This window comes from Streptomyces sp. NPDC050988 (assembly GCF_044456225.1).
Taxonomy (GTDB): Bacteria; Actinomycetota; Actinomycetes; order Streptomycetales; family Streptomycetaceae; genus Streptomyces.
Genome location: NZ_JBITFQ010000023.1, coordinates 55,216 through 72,971, shown reverse-complemented (window position 1 = coordinate 72,971; position 17,756 = coordinate 55,216). Strand labels below are relative to the sequence as shown.

Genomic DNA, 17,756 nt, shown 5'->3' with positions numbered 1-17,756 from the left:
GCCCCTTAGGGGGCGAGGGTGGTGGACCATTCCTCTACGAGGGAGACCAGTTGCCGTGGGCGCTCCTCGTGCAGGTAGTGGCCGCAGTCCTCGAACACCTCGATGCGGGAGCCTGGTCGGGTGAGAGTGCTGCGCTCGAAGTCGGCGGCGGTGGTGGTCGCGTATACGGCCAGCACGGGGTGGGTGCGGCGCGCCAGGTACGCGCGGGTCGCGGGCCGCAGGCCGAAGGCGTCCGGGGCCAGGTACATGCCGTCGCGGCACTGAGCCAGCACCTCCGGGTCCATGCCGGCCATCAACTTCCGCTGTCGATCGCGTAGTTGGTCATACACCCCCGGCCGGAAGGCACTGTCCACGAAACGGGCGGCCCACTCGGCACCCTCCCTCCGCAGCTCCTCCTGCTCCCCGGGAAGGCGTACGGCCTCGCTCTCGTCGGCCCCGTACGCGGAGTCGACGACCACCAACGCGCGTACGAGATCCGGGTGTTCCACCGCGAGTGCCGTGACCGCCTGGGCGCCCATCGAGTGGCCGACGGCGATCACCGGGCCCGGGTCCAGCCGGCCCAGCAGGTCGGCCAGGTCGGCGGCGAAGTCGCGCGGCCCGTAGCCGCTCGGCGGCTTGGGGGAGCGGCCGTGGCCCCGCAGGTCGGGGACGATCACCCGGTGCCGCCAGTACGGGAGGGTGGGTGCCCAGTCCCCGCCGTCGCCGCCCCACCCGTGGACCAGGAGGAGGGCCGGGTCGGTGCCGGGGTGGTCCGTGTGGTGGAGGGCTACGGGTGGGGAGGTGGTGGTCACGGAGGTGACTCTAGACGCGGCCCGGCCACCAGGAGGGACCCGGCACCACGAGTCAGGGAGGAGGGGCATACCGTGAGGAGTCGAGCACAGCAGCCGGGACTACCGGGAGCTAGGAGGACGGGATGGGCAGCCGTACCGCGCTGGTCGAGGACCTGATGGAGAGGTTCCCGCACGTACCGCGGGAAGCCGTCTTCAAGGAGGACTTGCTCCGTGGGGGCGTGGCCTTCGACGATTCCGCACTCAGCGACAACGAGCACGGGGACGTCAAACCGAAGTCGTACTTCATCTTCTCCTTCGACCACGGCACCCTGCCCGAGCTGGGCGCGGCCGCGCTGCGCCGCCCGCCGGAGGAGATCATCCTCACCGGCGGCCCGTACGACCTGCGCCGGACCGTGGTGTCCGTGCGCGTGAACCCATCCTCGCCGTACCGCGTGGCCGCAGGCGAGGACGGCGTGCTGGGCCTCTATCTGGACGGGAAGCGGATCTCGGACGTCGGGGTCCCGCCGATGCCGGAGTACTACCGGCACAAGCTGGCCAACGGGAAGTCCGTCATGGAGGTGGCCCCGACGATCCAGTGGGGCTATCTGATCTACCTGACCGTCTTCCGGGTGTGCCAGTACTTCGGCGCCAAGGAGGAGTGCCAGTACTGCGACATCAACCACAACTGGCGCCAGCACAAGGCGGCCGGGCGGCCCTACACCGGCGTCAAGGACGTCGACGAGGTCCTGGAAGCCCTGGAGATCATCGACCGCTACGACACGGCGAAGGCGTCCACCGCGTACACCCTCACCGGCGGCGCCATCACCTCCAGGCTCCAGGGCCGTGACGAGGCCGACTTCTACGGGATGTACGCCAAGGCCATCGAGGAGCACTTCCCGGGCCGGTGGATCGGCAAGGTCGTGGCCCAGGCACTCCCACGGGACGACGTACAGCGCTTCAAGGACTACGGCGTGCAGATCTACCACCCCAACTACGAGGTGTGGGACGAGTACCTCTTCAAGATGTACTGCCCGGGCAAGGAGCGGTACGTCGGCCGCGACGAGTGGCACAAGCGGATCCTCGACTCGGCGGAGATCTTCGGCGCGCGCAATGTGATCCCCAACTTCGTGGCGGGCGTGGAGATGGCGGAGCCGTTCGGCTTCACCACGGTCGACGAGGCCATCGCGTCGACCACCGAGGGCCTGCGCTTCTTCATGTCGCAGGGCATCACGCCCCGCTTCACCACCTGGTGCCCGGAGCCGACGACCCCGCTGGGCAAGGCGAATCCGCAGGGCGCCCCGCTGGAGTACCACATCCGCCTGCTGGAGGCCTACCGCGCCACCATGGAGGACTTCGGGCTCAAGTCCCCGCCGGGATACGGTCCGCCCGGGCCGGGCAACGCGGTCTTCTCCGTCAGCTCGTTCATGGACAGCCTGCCGGCGAACGAGGTGACGGAAGAGGTGCCGGCGGTCTGAGTTATCGGGGCGGATAGGGACGTACGGCAGTTCCAGTGACACTCGGTTGAGTCATTTGGGGCTGCCGGGACGTACAACTGGTGTACGACTGAAGCACGACTGAGGCTGCGGGGCCTGGTGGGACGTGCGCCCCGCGGTAACCGGATGTGCAAGTGCCGCTTGTCAGTTGTGCAGGAACCGTGAAAAACTCTGGTTCCGTCGCTGACGTCCCCTCAACTCCCGTACTACCCAGGTGAGTTGACCCCGCTTGTGGATGCAGGTGAAGTCCCCACCCATGCCAGACCTGCCGACCCCTCAGGATGCCGCCGAGGCCACTCTGTTCTCGGAGTGCTGGGACGCGGTCCTTTCGTACGCCGATCTCTGTACCGGCGCTTCCACCCATGCCCGCCAACTGGCCTCCGAGGCGTTCTCGCTCGGCATACGCGAAGCGCGTGCCGCGGAGAACGAGTCCGGCGGCAGGAGCTTCGGGCGCCGGGCCCGCACAACCCGGCTGCCCCGAATACCGCTGCTCCTGACCGCCGTACGCCAGACGACCGCCATCTGGGAAGCGAGGGGACAGGGCGATCGCCTCGACCCCGAACTCCGCCTGTGGCTCAACTCCGAGAAGGCCGCCCGCTTTTCGGGACCGCCCCTGCACCGGCCGCTCGCCCTGCGCGGGCTGCGGGACATGCAGGAACCGGATGCCGCGCTGCTGTGGCTGGCGGAGGTCGAGGCGCTGCCGGCCACCTCCGTGGCCCGCCGGCTCGGCCTCGACCCGGAAGGCGCGGCCGAGGAACTGCACCAGGTGCGCGGGGTGTTCCGCGACCGCTGCCACCGCAACCACCTCGACACACCGCTCGCCGAGGAGTGCCGCAGCTACGCCCGGCTTCTCGACGCGGTCACCCGCTCGCCCGCCGCCGAGGTACCGGACGACCTGTCGTGGCACCTCGCGCGCTGCGTCGAGTGCGCGGAGGCCGCCGCCTGTCTGCGGCTGGCCGGCGGAGGACTGCCGACCGCGCTTGCGAGCGGGGTCATTGGCTGGGGCGGACTCGCCTACCTCGAACGACGCCGCAGGGCCGTCGAGTCGGGGCTCAGCCGAGGCGCGGCCGACGACGACCCGGACGCGCCGGACGGTGACGCGGCAGAAGGACGCCGCGCCCGGATAGGCAGGGCCGGACTGATCGCCGCCGCTGTCGGAGTCTCCCTCCTGGCACTGGCGGTCACGCTGGCGCCGTTCGGCGAGGACGAGGGTTCCGGCTCCCTGGAAGGAACGGCGGGCCGGGAGCCCGTGGGCCAGCAGCTCCCCTCGTACGACCCTGTGCCATCGGCATCGGGGATCGGCTCGACCGCATCCTCCACGACCTCCCCGCAGGCGTCCGAGTCGAACACCGAGAAGACCGACAAGAACGCAGGCACGGGCTCCGCGTCGGAGAAGGAGCCCCAGGGCGACTCCACCTCCTCGGCCGAGGAGGACGGCGCCGACCCCAACCCCAGCGAACCCGCCGTCTGCCACGCACGCTACGAACTGGTCAACGAGTGGCCCGACGGCTTCCAGGCCACCGTCACCGTCAAGTCCGACTACGCCCTCAACAACTGGCGCGTCAGCTGGACCTTCCCCGACGGCCAGAAGGTGACCCAGATGTGGGACGGCAACTTCGACCAGGACGGCTCCAGGGTCACCGCGAGCGCCGCCGACTACAACAAGTCGGTAGCCGCGGGCGGATCGTTCGCCGTCGGCTTCCTGGGCTCCTGGAAGGCCGGCAACGGCAACGCGGCACCGGACGAGTTCATGCTGAACGGCCGCAGCTGCACCCACAGCTGAACGTCGCAAAAAATCGGTTGGCCGGGACGGAGGAGCAGGCTAAGGTTCTGACCGTTCTCACGGTGGTTCTCCACCGCAGACGTCGTCGCTGGCGTGATCAAGGAGGTGTGATCGATGGCTGTCATCGAGCTGGGCGCTGCCCGCATCCGGAAGTTCATCGATTCCACCTCTGTGGTCACCGGCTGACAACCTCCTTCTCCGCGCCCGAGCGCGCGCGGCCGGGGCCACCCTGCGAAGGGCCACCCCTTGTCTTCCTCTTCTCTTCCACTCGCTTCCTCCGCTCACCCGCTCGCCCCCTACGGCTGGGACGACGAGTGGGCTGCCGAATTCGCCCCCCATCTTGAACGGGGCCTCGTCCCGGGCCGAGTCGTACGGGTCGATCGCGGCCAGTGCGACGTGATCACCCCCGACGGACTGGTCCGGGTCGACACCGAGTTCGTGACACCGCACGACCCGCTGCGCGTCATCTGCACCGGTGACTGGGCCGTAGTCGACGCAGGCGGGGACCCCCGCTACGTACAGCAGTACCTCCCACGCCGTACCGCCTTCGTACGGTCGACCTCCTCCAAGCGCTCGGAAGGCCAGATCCTCGCCGCCAACGTCGACTTCGCGATCATCGCGGTCTCCCTGGCGGTGGAGCTGGACCTCGGCCGGATCGAACGTTTCCTGGCGCTGGCCTGGGAATCCGGCGCACAACCGTTGGTCGTACTCACCAAGGCGGACCTGGTACCGGACGCGCTGGGCCTGTCCTACCTCCTCCAGGACGTCGAGACGACGGCACCGGGCGTACAAGTGCTTGCAGTCAGTTCCACCTACGGCGACGGCCTTGACGTCCTCGGCGCCGTAGTGTCGGGCGGGACGTCCGTCCTCCTCGGACAGTCGGGCGCCGGAAAGTCGACGCTGGCGAACGCCCTCCTCGGCGAGGACGTGATGGCCGTCCAGGCGGCACGGGACGTCGACGGCAAGGGCCGCCACACGACCACGACCCGCAACCTGCTCGTCCTCCCCGGCGGGGGCGTACTGATCGACACACCGGGTCTGCGCGGGGTCGGACTCTTCGACGCCGAGAGCGGCGTCGGCCAGGTGTTCTCCGAGATCGAGGAGCTGGCCGCCTCCTGCCGATTCCAGGACTGCGCACACGAGGCCGAGCCCGGCTGCGCGGTGCTCGCTGCCGCGGACTCCGGGGTCTTGCCTGAGCGGCGGTTGGAGAGCTACCGGAAGCTGCTTCGCGAGAACCAGCGGATCGTGGCCAAGACGGATGCGCGGGTCCGAGCGGAGCTTCGGAAGGAGTGGAAGCGGCGGGGTGCGGAGGGGAGGGCTGCGATGGAGGTGAAGCGGGGGGTTCAGGGGCGCTGATTTACGTCTGCGGGCGCGTGGGGGCTGGTCGCGCAGTTCCCCGCGCCCCTGAATGTGGGGGCTGAGGCCGGTGTGTTTCTGCGGGCCGTCCGTGGCCGGTCGCGCAGTTCCCCGCGCCCCTGGGTGAGAGGGGGCTGAGGTCGGTGTGTTTCTGCGGGTTCGTCGTGGCTGGGCGCGCAGTTCCTCGCGCCCCTGGGTGGGTGGGGCCGAGGTCGGTCGTTTTCGCCGGGCCGCAGACGCCGATGCGCGCGGGGCGGGGTCGTGCCGGTGTGTCAACGTTCGCGACGTACGGCTCCCGCTGGGAACGGTCACCAATGAAACTCAGGGCCGTATGCCCAGCAGTCGCGAACGTGACATACCGGCACGGCCCCGCCCCACCCACCGACGTCGAGCGTCACGTCCGATTTCCGCCAGTCGACCGCTCGGCGGTGGCGCAGACTGGAGGGGTGATTGACGAAGAGACCAGGTACGGAGCCGTGCGAAGCAGGGACGCCCGGTTCGACGGGGAGTTCTTCTTCGCGGTGGAGACGACAGGGATCTACTGCCGGCCGAGCTGCCCCGCGGTCACGCCGAAGCGGGAGAACGTCCGGTTCTACGCCACAGCCGCCGCCGCGCAGAGTTCCGGGTTCCGGGCCTGCCGAAGGTGCCGCCCGGACGCCGTACCGGGTTCCGCAGAGTGGAACCTACGCGCGGACGTCGTCGGACGCGCGATGCGGATGATCGGCGACGGCGTCGTGGACCGCGAGGGAGTCGCAGGGCTCGCCGTGCGGCTCGGCTACAGCGCCCGCCAGGTCCAGCGCCAGCTCATCGCGGAGGTGGGCGCAGGCCCGGTCGCCCTGGCACGGGCCCAGCGGGCCCACACCGCGAGGGTGCTGCTCCAGACGACGGAGCTGCCGATCACGGAGATCGCGTTCGCGGCCGGGTTCGCGAGCGTACGGCAGTTCAACGACACGATCCGTACGGTGTACGCCTCGACCCCGACCGAGCTGCGCGCCGCCGCACCCCGCCGCGCCGCCGCCTCGCGTCGCGCGGCCACTCCGTCGGCGGGAATCCCGTTGCGCCTTGCCTACAGAGGCCCGTACCAAGCCGGTGCGGTCTTCGACCTGCTGGCCGCCGAGACTGTCGCCGGTGTTGAAGAAGTGACCGGTGACGCGGGATTCCGTACCTATCGCCGGACCCTGCGGCTGCCGTACGGCACCGGCATTGTCGCCGTAGGCGAGCGACTGCCCGATGCATCCGCCCACGCAGGCGGCTGGCTGGACGCCAGACTGCACCTCACCGACCTGCGCGATCTGACCACGGCAGTGCAACGGCTGCGACGGCTCCTGGACCTGGATTCCGATCCGTACGCCGTGGACGAGCGCCTGGGAGCAGACGACCGACTGGCCCCGCTGGTGGCGGCCAGGCCCGGCCTGCGTTCGCCCGGGGCCGCCGACCCGGAGGAACTCGCCGTACGGGCCCTGCTCGGCCGGGACGAGGCCGAGCGCCTCGTGAGGGCGTACGGGAAGCTGCTGGACGCGCCTTGCGGAACGCTCACGCATGTCTTCCCCGAGCCGGCCGCACTCGCACAGACGCCCGGCACGCTGGGCGCCCTGGCCACAGCCCTGGCAGACGGCACCCTGCGGCTGGACCCGGGCGCCGACCGAGAGGAGGCGCAGACCGCACTGCTGGCCCTGCCCGGCATGGATCCAAGGACCGTGGCAGTCATCCGCACCCGAGCCCTGGGCGACCCCGACGTGGCACCACCGGACGAGGACGTCCCCGACACCTGGCGCCCCTGGCGCTCCTACGCCCTGCACCATCTGAGGGCGGCCGCCCACACACCACCCACCACGAGCGAGCTGGAAGAGCACCGATCATGACGAACATCCAATACACCCAGCTCGACAGCCCCGTCGGCCAACTCCTGCTCACAGCGGACGAGTCCGGGGCCCTGACGTCCCTCTCGGTCCCAGGACAGAAGGGCGGCCGCACGGTCCAGCCGGACTGGCGCCCCGCGCCCGAGCTGTTCCGGGACGCCAGAGAGCAGCTCGTGGCCTACTTCGCCGGTGAACTGAAGGAGTTCCAGCTGGAGTTGAAGGCGAGCGGTACCGACTTCCGCAAGCAGGTCTGGAACGCGCTCGACTCGGTCCCGTACGGGTCGACCACCACGTACGGACAGATCGCCGCACGGATCGGCGCGTCGCGCGCCGCCGTGCGGGCCGTAGGAGGGGCGATCGGCGCCAACCCGCTGCTGATCGTCCGCCCGTGCCACCGGGTGATCGGCGCGGACGGATCGCTCACGGGTTACGCGGGCGGCCTGGAGCGAAAGCTCCAACTGCTGAGGCTGGAAGGACAATAGCGACCCGCCGAGCCCTCACCCCTCACCCCTCAGCCCCCACTCCTCAGCCCCCACCCCTCAGCCCTCACCCCTTAGCCCTCACCCCCACCCCTCACCCCTCCTCCAACCCCCAACTGTGGATCCGCCGAGGGTGAATCCGGATCAGCTCCTCACTGAAGTGCGGACCCAACTCGTGCGGCCCCGTGAGGAGTTCGGCCTCGCCCCGGATGTCCACGCCGCGCACCTTCCAGGGGCGGAGGCTGACGATGTCGTCGACGACGAGGGCGACCTTGGGGTTCTTCTGAAGGTTGCGCCACTTCTTGGTGGTGCCCATGGCGTATCCGCCCACGAGGATCGTGCCGTCGTCCTGCGGAAAGAAGCCCACAGGGTTCGCCTGCGGCTGCCCACGCTGATCGACGGTGGCCAGCCGCCCCAGCCGCTGGGAATTTAGGTACACCCGTTCGGCTTCACTGAATGCGGTCATAGCTGCACCCAAACACGGATTTCACGCCCCGCGCATCGGATCCTGGCCCTAGGTCCGGAGACCCGCACGGTGGCCGGGCTCCGTCGGCGGAAGGCAGTGACGCATGGTCAGACAGACGCTGGTTGCCGTGGCCGGAGCGCTGACGCTCACGCTGATGGGTACGGGGGTCGCCCACGGAGGCCGGGAACCCCTCGCGCGGACGGCTCCCGCGCACTGGACCGGCACTTGGGAAGGCTCGGCCTCCGGTACCACACCCGCCCTCCCCGGCGCCTCGATCCGTAACGTCGTCCACACAAGCGTCGGCGGCACGGCAGTCCGCGTACGGATCTCGAACCGCCTCGGCAGTCTCCCGCTGAGACTCGGCGGAGCCACCCTCGCCCGGCAGGCGCGAAACGCACCCAAGAGCCCCGATGCCCTCCCCGGCACGATGCGCACACTCACATTCGGCGGCCGGAAGAAGGTCACCGTGCCGGTGGGCAGGGACGCGGTGAGCGACTCCGTGACACTGACCGTCCCGGCATCAACCAACCTCCTCGTCACCCTCCACACGCCGGGAGACTCGGGCCCGGCCACGTACCACCGAGACGCCCTGCAGACGAACTTCATCGCCCCGAAAGGCAATCGCGTCGCCAACACGAGAGGCACGGCGTTCACGGCAACCACGCGCTCCTGGTACTACGTGACAGGAGTCGACGTACGACGCCCGGAGCCCACAGGAAGCGTGGTCGCGCTGGGAGACTCCCTCACCGACGGCTCCGGCTCCACACCGAGCACCAATAGACGCTGGCCCGACCGCCTGGCAGAGCGCCTCCGCGCCCAGCCCGCGCACCGTCAACAGGGCGTTCTGAACGCGGGAGTAGCCGGAAACAGACTGCTGCTCGAAGGCCGGGGCCCCAGCGCCCTGGCCCGGTTCGACGCCGACGTCCTCTCCCGCACCGGCGTACGCACGCTGATCGTGATGGAGGGCATCAACGACATCAAGAGCGCACCGAACCAGACCGATCCGACCGCCCTCGCCGCCGCGTACCGCGAGATCGTGCGGCGCGCCCACGCCCGCGGTATCCGGGTCATCGGTGCCACGCTCACCCCGTTCGGCGGCTACGGCGGATACACCGACAAGCGGGAGCGCGTACGGCAGGAGGTCAACCGGCTCATCCGCGGCGGCGGCCTGTTCGACGCGGTCGCGGACTTCGACGCCGTCGTCCGCGACCCGTCCCGGCCGTCCCGCATGCTGGCCGCCTACGACCCCGGCGACCATCTTCACTTCAACGACGCGGGCATGCGGGCGCTCGCCGACAGCATCGACCTGAAGGCCCTGGCGGAATAGCTCACGGAGCGGAGGCGGCCGGCAGCCCCCACCGCGAGGCTTCCTCGTTCGGCTCGACGGGAACGATGCGCAGATCAGGCCCGTCGCCGATCAGGCCGGTCACCCTTGCCGGTGCGAGATGGCGTCAATGTGAAGGGAGAACTCCGATGCATGGAGTGGGGCGGATGAAGCGTGCGGCCCGGGATCACGGTCCCCAGATCACAGCTCCCAGCCACGCCCCCGTGATCAGCAGGCAGGCGAACAGCTCCACCAGCACGCTGGTCCCGCCCGCCCGCATCACCGAGCGGACGGACGCCTTCGCCTCCCCGTGACCGCCGAGCCGCAGCCGTTCGGCGAGATAGGCGCCGCCGAGATAGCCGGGTATCGCGCCCAGCACAGGCAGGAGGAAGAAGCCGAGCAGGGCCCCGACACCCGCGTACGCCGCCATGCGCGGGGTGGCGCCGCTCGCGCGCAGCCGGCGCGGCGGCAGCTGCCAGCGGATCACCTGGGCGAGGAACAGGACGGCCGTGGCGCCCACGAGCACGGCCCAGGAGAGCGTCTGCGGATCCTCGAACGCCCACCACAGGACCGCGGCCCACACCAGCCACGACCCCGGCGCGCCGGGTACCAGCACTCCGCTCAGGCCGAGCAGCAGCACCACCCCGACCAGCAGGAGTTCCCACGCTCCCATCTGTCCAGAGTGCGGGAGAGCGGGCGAAACCGCAGGTCAGTCCTGTCGCTCCCGGGCCACCCAGCCCTTCTCGTACGTGTGCCAGCCCAGCTGGAGCCTGGTCGTCACGCCCGTCAGCTCCATCAGCCGCTTGACCCGGCGCTGCACGGTACGCAGGCCCAGGTCGAGCTGCTTGGCGACGCTCGCGTCGGTCAGCCCGGCGAGGAGCAGGGAGAGGATCTCCAGGTCGGTGCCGTCCGGCCCGTCCCGCTCCTCCTCCGTGACCGCGTCGGGCGCGCCCAGACGCAGCGGCAGCGCGTCCCGCCACACCGCCTCGAACAGGCCCGACAGCGATTCCAGCAGCCCGCTGGCGTGCACGACGAGGGCCGCGGGCTCCAGGGTCCGCGAGGTCAGCGGCACCATGGCGAGGGCCCGGTCGGCGATCACGAGCTTGGTGGGCACCGTGTCGACGACCCGTACCTGCTCGTCGCGGCCGAGCGCGGCGGACAGCTCGGCGATGCCGTTCGGCAGGTGCAGCACCGACCGCTCGACGACCACGCGGTAGCGGACGCCCCGGTCGGCGGCCTGCTCCTCCGCGTCGTTGTCGGTGCCGGCGACGACGACCGGGTTCCCGGTGACCAGGGCGCACACCTCCGTGCTCGCGCCGAGCTGGAGCTGCAGGAACCGCTGGGCGACCGCGGCCGCGCCGGTCACCACCTCGACCAGGTCGTGCGCGGCGGGCTCGACGGCCCGGGCACGGTACTCCTCGGCGAGCAGCGCGGCCGCCAGCTCCGCCTGGTCCAGCTCATGGCGGCGCTGGGTGAGCAGCGCGCCGATCGCGACACCCGGTGGCGCCGCGACCCAGCGGCCCGGCCGGGCCGAGGACTGGGCGGCGAGGCCGTGCCGCTCCAGCCGGCGCAGCGCGCGCTCGGTGTCGTGCTCGCCGAGCGTGAGCCGCCTCGCCAGATCGGGCACGTCGGCGGCGCCCACGGACACCAGTGCCCGGTAGGCCGACTCGTGTGTCTCGTCCAGCCCTATCGCTGCCAGACCTGTCGCTCCCAGCATGCGGCGACGCCCCTCCCCGAAGACCCGGCCGTGGCGGAAAACGGCCACGGCGTAAAACCGCCTCGGCACATCATCGCCGTACCCTGCGTCTCTCTGCCAAGGTGGCGCCACCGCAGCATTACGCGCGGGCCGTGGCGAGGACCCGCCACGGACCGGGGGCCGAGTACGCGGTGGGTGTGCGCGGGGCGGCGGACGGGGCCGTGACCGCCGGGCACAGCTGTCCCTCAGGGAGGGGCGTCACACTCAGGGCAAACCGGGTGACTCCCAGGAGAACTGGGGAACCCGGCCGTTCAGACCGTGATCCGGGCGTACGGCGTGCGCCGGGGCCCGCGGTCACACCGGCGCCGCCGGGCGGTTCTCCCGTGGGGGGTGGGATCGCCCGGCGGTTTCGTATCACCGTTCGACGCCCAACCCCGTGGCCGGTTTTTCCGGATGCACCGTTTTCATCCGGCCTCCGCGGTGGACAATTAGGGGCATGAGCCAGCAGGGGGAGAAGCCCACCGGTCATGAGGACGACTGGTGGGGGCAGCTGTACGACGACTCCACGGGGGACACGGGGCCCGCGGCCGCGGCCGACTCCCTCGACGACCGCTTCGCCTCGGCGTCGGACACCGTGGGTGCCCCGGACGACGCGCCCCCGCCCACGCCCGTCACGGGCGCCGGAATCCCGCCGCCCCGCACCCGAACACCGGCCGAACGCCGCCGCCTCGGCAGCGGCTCGGAACCGGCCGATCCGGGGAGCGACGCCCCTGCCGACCGCGGACCCACGGCCGACGGCCTCGTCGCCGACGGCCCCGCGGTCACCGGCTTCGGCACGGGCTGGCCGGTGGCGGGCTGGGGCCCGAGCGACCGCCAGCCGGAAGCAACGGGCGGGCGGCCTCCCGGGGGACCTGCGGCCGGCGGATCCGCGCCCGGCGGGTCCCCACCCGGTCGGTCTGGGGGCGGTGGGCCGGTGCCTGGCGGGCCTGCGGCTGATGGGCACGCGCCCGGACCTGCGGCCGGCGGATCCGCGCCCGGCGGGCCCCCACCCGGCCGGCCTGGGGTCGGTGGGCCGGTGCCCGGCGGGCCTGCGGCCGATGGGCACGCGCCCGGACCAGCGGCAGGCGGGCCACCACCCGGCGCCCCTGCGCCTGGCGGATCAGTGCCCGATCGGCCCGTGCCCGGGGGTGCCGTGCCCGATCGGCCCACAGCCGACGGACCTGTGCCCGATGGGCCCGCAGCCGGCGGGCCTGTGCCCGATGGGCCCGCAGTCGGCGGACCTACGGTCGATGGCCCGGCTGCCGCCGCCGGGCCCACGGCCGGATGGGCGGCTCACGGACCGTGGGCAGGTGCCCCACGCGGGCCCGCGCCCGGCGGCGAACCGGGGACCGCCGGAGAGGCGCTCCGGCCCGGCGGGCCGGAGAGCGACCCGCTGCGGCGGAGCGGGCTTCAGCGGCAGCGGGCGCCCTGGGAGACCCCGCCCGCCGAACCCCCGGCCCAGACCTCCTTCCCGCCGAGCCCACAGCAGCGGGCCCCGCAGCCTCCGAGCCCTCCGCCGCCCGGGTTCCAGTCACCGGCTCCCCGGTCACCTGGCACTCAGCCACCGTCCCCCCAACCGCCGGGGGCCCATGCGGCACCGCCCCGCAGCGGTACGTCCACGGAGGCGCCCGGCGCCGGTACACCCACGTCCCGAACCCCCTCCGACGCACCGCCGCCGCCCGTCGGCGCCTCCCCGCACGCCACGCCACCCCCCACCCTCGTCGACGCCCCGTCCGGCACCCCCTCGGACCAGGCCCCCGTAGAGGAACCCGTACAAGCCTCCGTACAGGCCCCAGACCTCCCCACCCCCGTCGACTACGTCGGCTCCGGACCGCCCACCTACGACGCCGAGCCGACCGCTCTGCCTCCCGCCGACGCGGACGATCTCGACGATCTCGTGGCGGACACCGTGCTGGACGGGGCGGCGTACGGGACGTCCACGCTGCGGGCCGTGTCCGTACGCGGGGACTCCGCGCGCTACCGGGGCGAGCCGCGCAGGGACTCCCTGCTCACCGCGCGCTTCGGCGTCGGGGACGGCGCCCTCGTGCTGGTCGCGATGGCGACCGGGGCCCGCGCCACCCCCGGCGCGCACCGGGCCGCCGCCGAGGCGTGCCAGTGGATCGGGCGGGCCGTCGGCCGCAGCCACGCGCGGCTGGCCGAGGACATCAGGGCCGCCCGGCGCGGCGACCTGAAGTCGGGGCTGCACCGGCTCACCGACCGCAGCCTCGGCAAACTGCGGGCCAGCGCCGCCGAGCAGGGCATCGAACCGGAGGAGTACACCGCGAGCCTGCGCTGCCTCCTGCTCCCCGCCGACCCCGAGTGCCGGACGCGCGTCTTCTTCGGCGTCGGAGCGGGTGGCCTCTTCCGGCTGCGCGACGGCGAGTGGCAGGACATCGAGCCGCATGTCGCCGACACGGCGGGCGAGGCCGTCGTCGGCTTCGGATCGCTGCCGCACGAGACCCCCGACGGCGACCGGCTCACCATGGACCTCGGCATCACCACACCCCCGAGCCCGTACGAACCCGCCCCCGAGCCGCCGCCCCGCGACCCGTTCCGCTTCCGCGCCTCCGTCGCCCGCCCGGGCGACACCCTCCTGCTGTGCACCAGCGGTCTCGCCGAACCCCTGCGCGGCGAACCCGCCCTGGCCGAACACCTCACCTCCCGCTGGTCGGACGGTGATCCGCCCGGCCTCGCGGCGTTCCTCGCGGACACCCTGGTACGGGTCAAGGGATACGCCGACGACCGGACGGCGGCGGCCGTTTGGGAGGCGTAACCGCGCCCGCTGTGAATTCATGGGACAGGAAAGGGCACCTGTGACAGCGGAAGCCGGCCGAAGGCAGAGCCGGCCGAAGGCCGGATGTCGGCTGAAGGCAGGGTGTCGGCCGAAGACAGCTAAAGGGGCGCGTGACTCATGGCCAAGCAGAACGTCGCCGAGCAGTTCGTCGACATCCTCGTCCGCGCGGGCGTGAAACGCCTGTACGGAGTCGTGGGCGACAGCCTCAACCCGGTGGTCGACGCCATCCGACGCAACTCGGCCATCGACTGGATCCACGTCCGCCACGAGGAGACGGCCGCCTTCGCGGCGGGAGCGGAGGCCCAGATCACGGGCCGGCTCGCCGCCTGCGCGGGCTCCTGCGGTCCGGGCAACCTCCACCTCATCAACGGCCTCTACGACGCCCACCGGTCCATGGCCCCGGTTCTCGCCCTCGCCTCGCACATCCCCTCCAGCGAGATCGGCCTCGGGTACTTCCAGGAGACCCACCCCGACCAGCTGTTCCGCGAGTGCAGCCACTACTGCGAGATGATCTCCAACCCGAAGCAGATGCCCCGGCTGCTCCAGACCGCCATCCAGCACGCGGTCGGACAGAGCGGCGTGAGCGTCGTGACGCTGCCGGGCGACATCGCCGACCAGCCCGCCCCCGACAAGCCCGTCGAGACCGCCCTCGTCACCTCCCGCCCCAGCGTCCGCCCCGGCGACACGGAGATCGACAGGCTCGCCGCGATGATCGACGAGGCCGACAGGGTCACCCTCTTCTGCGGCAGCGGCACCGCGGGTGCGCACGCCGAGGTCATGCAGTTCGCCGAGAAGATCAAGTCCCCGGTGGGGCACGCCCTGCGCGGGAAGGAATGGATCCAGTACGACAACCCGTACGACGTCGGAATGAGCGGACTCCTCGGGTACGGCGCCGCCTACGAGGCCACCCACGAGTGCGACCTGCTGATCCTGCTGGGCACCGACTTCCCGTACAACGCCTTCCTGCCCGACGACGTCAAGATCGCCCAGATCGACGTACGGCCCGAACGCCTGGGCCGGCGCTCGAAGTTGGACCTCGCGGTGTGGGGCGACGTGAAGGAGACCCTGCGCTGTCTCACCCCGAAGGTGAGCCCCAAGAGCAACCGCCGCTTTCTCGACAAGATGCTGAAGAAGCACGCCGACGCGCTCGAAGGCGTCGTGAAGGCGTACACGCGCAAGGTCGAGAAGCACGTTCCGATCCACCCCGAGTACGTGGCCTCCGTGCTCGACGAACTCGCCGACGAGGACGCCGTGTTCACGGTCGACACCGGCATGTGCAACGTATGGGCGGCCCGCTACATCACGCCCAACGGCCGTCGCCGCATCATCGGTTCCTTCTCGCACGGCTCGATGGCGAACGCGCTGCCGCAGGCCATCGGCGCGCAGTTCACCGACCGGGAGCGCCAGGTCGTCTCGATGTCAGGCGACGGTGGATTCTCCATGCTGATGGGCGACTTCCTCACCCTCGTCCAGTACGACCTGCCGGTGAAGGTCGTCCTCTTCAACAACTCCTCTCTGGGCATGGTCGAGTTGGAGATGCTCGTCGCCGGACTTCCCTCGTACGGAACCTCCAACAAGAACCCCGACTTCGCCGCCGTCGCCCGCGCCTGCGGTGCCTACGGCGTACGCGTCGAGAAGCCCAAGCAGCTCGCGGGCGCGCTGAAGGACGCCTTCAAGCACAAGGGCCCGGCGCTCGTCGACATCGTCACCGACCCCAACGCCCTGTCGATCCCGCCGAAGATCAGCGCGGAGATGGTGACCGGGTTCGCGCTGTCGGCGTCGAAGATGGTGCTGGACGGGGGAGTCGGCCGGATGGTGCAGATGGCCCGCTCCAACCTGCGCAACGTGCCGCGGCCGTAAAGCGCCTTCCTCGGGGCGCCGGCGCTCAGTCGGTGCGGGGGACCCACTGGCGGTCCGAACCGACCGAGCCGTACCAGTAGCGCGGGAGGCCCTTGACGCCGCTGGTGCGGAACGGCTTGCCGTGATCGTCGACACGGATCGTGCCGGTGCGGCCCTGGGACGACCAGTCGAGTTCCAGGTACCAGCGGCAGTCGCAGGAGTTCGTCCGTGCGTTGACGAGCAGCACCTCCGGGTCCTCGGCGGACACCCGGTAGGGCATACGCATCGCGGGGATCGCCCCGTCGACGTCACCGCCCGGGACCGCACGTGCGATGGGCCGGTCCTTGTCCAGGTCGACGGCGAAGGAGCGCGGGGTGACCGCGCCCCCGCAGCCCTCGTCCATGGAGTAGCCGGCGCCCCGCAGTTGGGTCGAGCGCCCGACGACCCGTACCCGGAGGGCCTCCAGGACGACGGCGGTGGACGACTTTCCCTGTACGGAGATCTTCACGATCGTCTCGCGCCCGTGCACCGCGTTCTGGCTGGCCGCCCACCTTGCGGCGTCCTGCGTGATCGGAGGCGGTGGTACATCCTCCGGCTTCTTGTCGACGACGTACTCATGGCCGCAGTCGAACGTCCAGCCGTGCGAGTTCGCGGTCCAGGCCAGCGGGAGGCCGGTGGTACCGGAACCGTTCGGGCGGCCGGCGTTCGCCGACGGCTCGCCGTCCTTGCCGGGGGGTGCGGACGACTTTCCCTTGCCGTCGGGCGACGGTGAGGCCGAGGACGGTCCGGAGGCCTTCGGCGACGGGCTCGTGGACCGGCGATCACGTGGGTCACCGGTGTCTGTCGAGGTCGGGCCCTCGCTCGGGCCGACGTTCCGGGAGGCGTCGTCGGACCGGCGGTCGTCCGACAGCGCGGACAGGCTGCCCAGCGTGACGAGCAGTACGGTCACCACGGCGGCGGTGACCGCGACCCGCCGCCGGTACCAGGCCCGGCGGGGGCGCGGACCCGGGCCGCCGGAGGAACTGGAAACGGTCGGCACGCTCGATGCCGGGTCGGCCACCGTGTCCGCGCCCGCGCCCGCGCCCGAAGACCCTGACTCCGACTCGTCGCTGCCTTCGGGCCCGTGGCTTCCGTCGGGGCCGCCGACTCGCTCTGGCCCGTGACTTCCCTCGGTCCCGGTGCCTGCCGCGTCGGTGACCGGAGCCGGAGCCGGAACCGGATCCGAAGTTGGATCCGGAGTTGAGTCCGGATCCAACTCCGGATCCGGACTCTCCTGCGCCCCCGACCCCCGCGGTCTCTGCCGTGCCGCCACCGCCAGGATCCAGAGGCGGTGCAGTTCGAGCCGCTCGGCCGGTGTCGCCCCGCACAGTGCGGCGAACCGCTCCACGGGTGCGAAGTCGAGTGGCACCGCGTCACCGGCGCAGTAGCGGTGCAGCGTCGAGGTGTTCATGTTCACCCGGCGCGCGAGGGCGCCGTAACTGCGGTCCGTGCGCGCCTTCAAGCGCCTCAGCAGTGCCGCGAACTCCTCGACGTCGTCGTCCCGAGTCGACACCGTGCCCCCGTGCTTCTCGTCGTGGCCCCCTGGTCGAAGGGGCGGTTCCCGTCCCGGGAGGGCATCCCAGGCACTCCATGTACCTGCACGTCAGATGGCCTGGGATGGTTCCACCGTCGTGGATCCGGCGTTGGCTGTTGCGCAGGCCCCGAGTGACGGCTGATGCTCTTGGTGTCGCACCGACCGCCGCCGGACCGACCACCCGGTGGCAGCCCACAACCGGGACCGGCGTCGACACCCGTGCACGCGGATCCTTCCCGCCTGCACCTCACTTCACCGACCCGCGCGGATCAATCACGCACTCAT

At 71.4% G+C, this 17,756-nt stretch carries 13 protein-coding genes; 8 read left to right on the top strand and 5 right to left on the bottom strand.

The window, feature by feature from the left end:
• Positions 1-5: 5 nt before the first annotated feature.
• On the bottom strand, positions 6-791 hold the full coding sequence (locus ACIBEI_RS35005) for an alpha/beta fold hydrolase (protein ID WP_398894393.1): 786 nt from the start codon (positions 789-791) through the stop codon (positions 6-8).
• A gap of 122 nt (positions 792-913) precedes the next feature.
• Between ACIBEI_RS35005 and ACIBEI_RS35000 the strand changes: the two genes are divergently transcribed.
• The 5 genes from ACIBEI_RS35000 to ACIBEI_RS34980 all read left to right on the top strand — a co-directional run bounded on the left by ACIBEI_RS35000 (position 914) and on the right by ACIBEI_RS34980 (position 7,743).
• On the top strand, positions 914-2,245 hold the full coding sequence (locus ACIBEI_RS35000; RefSeq protein WP_398894391.1) for a radical SAM protein: 1,332 nt from the start codon (positions 914-916) through the stop codon (positions 2,243-2,245).
• Positions 2,246-2,519: 274 nt separating this feature from the next.
• Positions 2,520-4,046 (top strand): cellulose binding domain-containing protein, encoded by a 1,527-nt coding sequence (locus ACIBEI_RS34995; protein ID WP_398894390.1) that lies wholly within the window; start codon positions 2,520-2,522, stop codon positions 4,044-4,046.
• A 246-nt stretch (positions 4,047-4,292) separates the two neighbouring features.
• Complete coding sequence (gene rsgA, locus ACIBEI_RS34990; RefSeq protein ID WP_398894389.1) at positions 4,293-5,402, top strand: ribosome small subunit-dependent GTPase A; 1,110 nt, start codon at positions 4,293-4,295, stop codon at positions 5,400-5,402.
• Between the two features lie 449 nt (positions 5,403-5,851).
• A complete protein-coding gene (locus tag ACIBEI_RS34985; RefSeq protein WP_398894477.1) occupies positions 5,852-7,264 on the top strand; it encodes a bifunctional transcriptional activator/DNA repair enzyme AdaA in 1,413 nt (470 codons plus the stop codon).
• Positions 7,261-7,743: a methylated-DNA--[protein]-cysteine S-methyltransferase gene (locus ACIBEI_RS34980; RefSeq protein ID WP_398894387.1), complete on the top strand. Its 483-nt coding sequence runs from the start codon at positions 7,261-7,263 to the stop codon at positions 7,741-7,743. The genes ACIBEI_RS34985 and ACIBEI_RS34980 overlap by 4 nt, the downstream gene beginning before the upstream one ends.
• 91 nt (positions 7,744-7,834) lie before the next feature.
• Here ACIBEI_RS34980 and ACIBEI_RS34975 read toward each other — a convergent pair whose 3' ends face one another.
• Positions 7,835-8,206, bottom strand: a complete 372-nt coding sequence (locus ACIBEI_RS34975) for a PPOX class F420-dependent oxidoreductase (protein ID WP_398894385.1) — start codon at positions 8,204-8,206, stop codon at positions 7,835-7,837.
• A gap of 103 nt (positions 8,207-8,309) precedes the next feature.
• On the opposite strand from ACIBEI_RS34975, the gene ACIBEI_RS34970 reads away from it, so the two are divergent.
• The gene (locus tag ACIBEI_RS34970; protein WP_398894384.1) at positions 8,310-9,533 is read left to right on the top strand and encodes an SGNH/GDSL hydrolase family protein; all 1,224 of its coding nucleotides are present in this window, start codon (positions 8,310-8,312) and stop codon (positions 9,531-9,533) included.
• Between the two features lie 184 nt (positions 9,534-9,717).
• On the opposite strand, the gene ACIBEI_RS34965 is transcribed toward ACIBEI_RS34970, so the two are convergent.
• Entirely contained in the window at positions 9,718-10,203 is a 486-nt protein-coding gene (locus ACIBEI_RS34965; RefSeq protein WP_398894383.1) for a DUF456 domain-containing protein, read from the bottom strand.
• 36 nt (positions 10,204-10,239) lie between these two features.
• On the bottom strand, positions 10,240-11,247 hold the full coding sequence (locus ACIBEI_RS34960) for a helix-turn-helix domain-containing protein (RefSeq protein WP_398894382.1): 1,008 nt from the start codon (positions 11,245-11,247) through the stop codon (positions 10,240-10,242).
• Positions 11,248-11,722: 475 nt separating this feature from the next.
• Between ACIBEI_RS34960 and ACIBEI_RS34955 the strand changes: the two genes are divergently transcribed.
• Positions 11,723-14,038 (top strand): protein phosphatase 2C domain-containing protein, encoded by a 2,316-nt coding sequence (locus ACIBEI_RS34955; protein ID WP_398894380.1) that lies wholly within the window; start codon positions 11,723-11,725, stop codon positions 14,036-14,038.
• A gap of 138 nt (positions 14,039-14,176) precedes the next feature.
• A complete protein-coding gene (locus ACIBEI_RS34950; protein WP_398894379.1) occupies positions 14,177-15,919 on the top strand; it encodes a pyruvate dehydrogenase in 1,743 nt (580 codons plus the stop codon).
• Between the two features lie 25 nt (positions 15,920-15,944).
• On the opposite strand, the gene ACIBEI_RS34945 is transcribed toward ACIBEI_RS34950, so the two are convergent.
• Positions 15,945-17,450, bottom strand: coding sequence for a helix-turn-helix domain-containing protein (locus ACIBEI_RS34945; RefSeq protein WP_398894377.1), 1,506 nt, complete (start codon positions 17,448-17,450; stop codon positions 15,945-15,947).
• Between the last annotated feature and the right edge of the window lie 306 nt (positions 17,451-17,756).

Bases quoted from the DNA above. Each gene is read 5' to 3' on its own strand.
- ACIBEI_RS35000 (WP_398894391.1), top strand. From the start codon at position 914: ATGGGCAGCCGTACCGCGCTGGTCGAGGACCTGATGGAGAGGTTCCCG.
- ACIBEI_RS34995 (WP_398894390.1), top strand. From the start codon at position 2,520: ATGCCAGACCTGCCGACCCCTCAGGATGCCGCCGAGGCCACTCTGTTC.
- ACIBEI_RS34980 (WP_398894387.1), top strand. From the start codon at position 7,261: ATGACGAACATCCAATACACCCAGCTCGACAGCCCCGTCGGCCAACTC.
- ACIBEI_RS34975 (WP_398894385.1), bottom strand. From the start codon at position 8,206: ATGACCGCATTCAGTGAAGCCGAACGGGTGTACCTAAATTCCCAGCGG.
- ACIBEI_RS34970 (WP_398894384.1), top strand. From the start codon at position 8,310: ATGGTCAGACAGACGCTGGTTGCCGTGGCCGGAGCGCTGACGCTCACG.
- ACIBEI_RS34965 (WP_398894383.1), bottom strand. From the start codon at position 10,203: ATGGGAGCGTGGGAACTCCTGCTGGTCGGGGTGGTGCTGCTGCTCGGC.
- ACIBEI_RS34960 (WP_398894382.1), bottom strand. From the start codon at position 11,247: ATGCTGGGAGCGACAGGTCTGGCAGCGATAGGGCTGGACGAGACACAC.
- ACIBEI_RS34955 (WP_398894380.1), top strand. From the start codon at position 11,723: ATGAGCCAGCAGGGGGAGAAGCCCACCGGTCATGAGGACGACTGGTGG.
- ACIBEI_RS34950 (WP_398894379.1), top strand. From the start codon at position 14,177: ATGGCCAAGCAGAACGTCGCCGAGCAGTTCGTCGACATCCTCGTCCGC.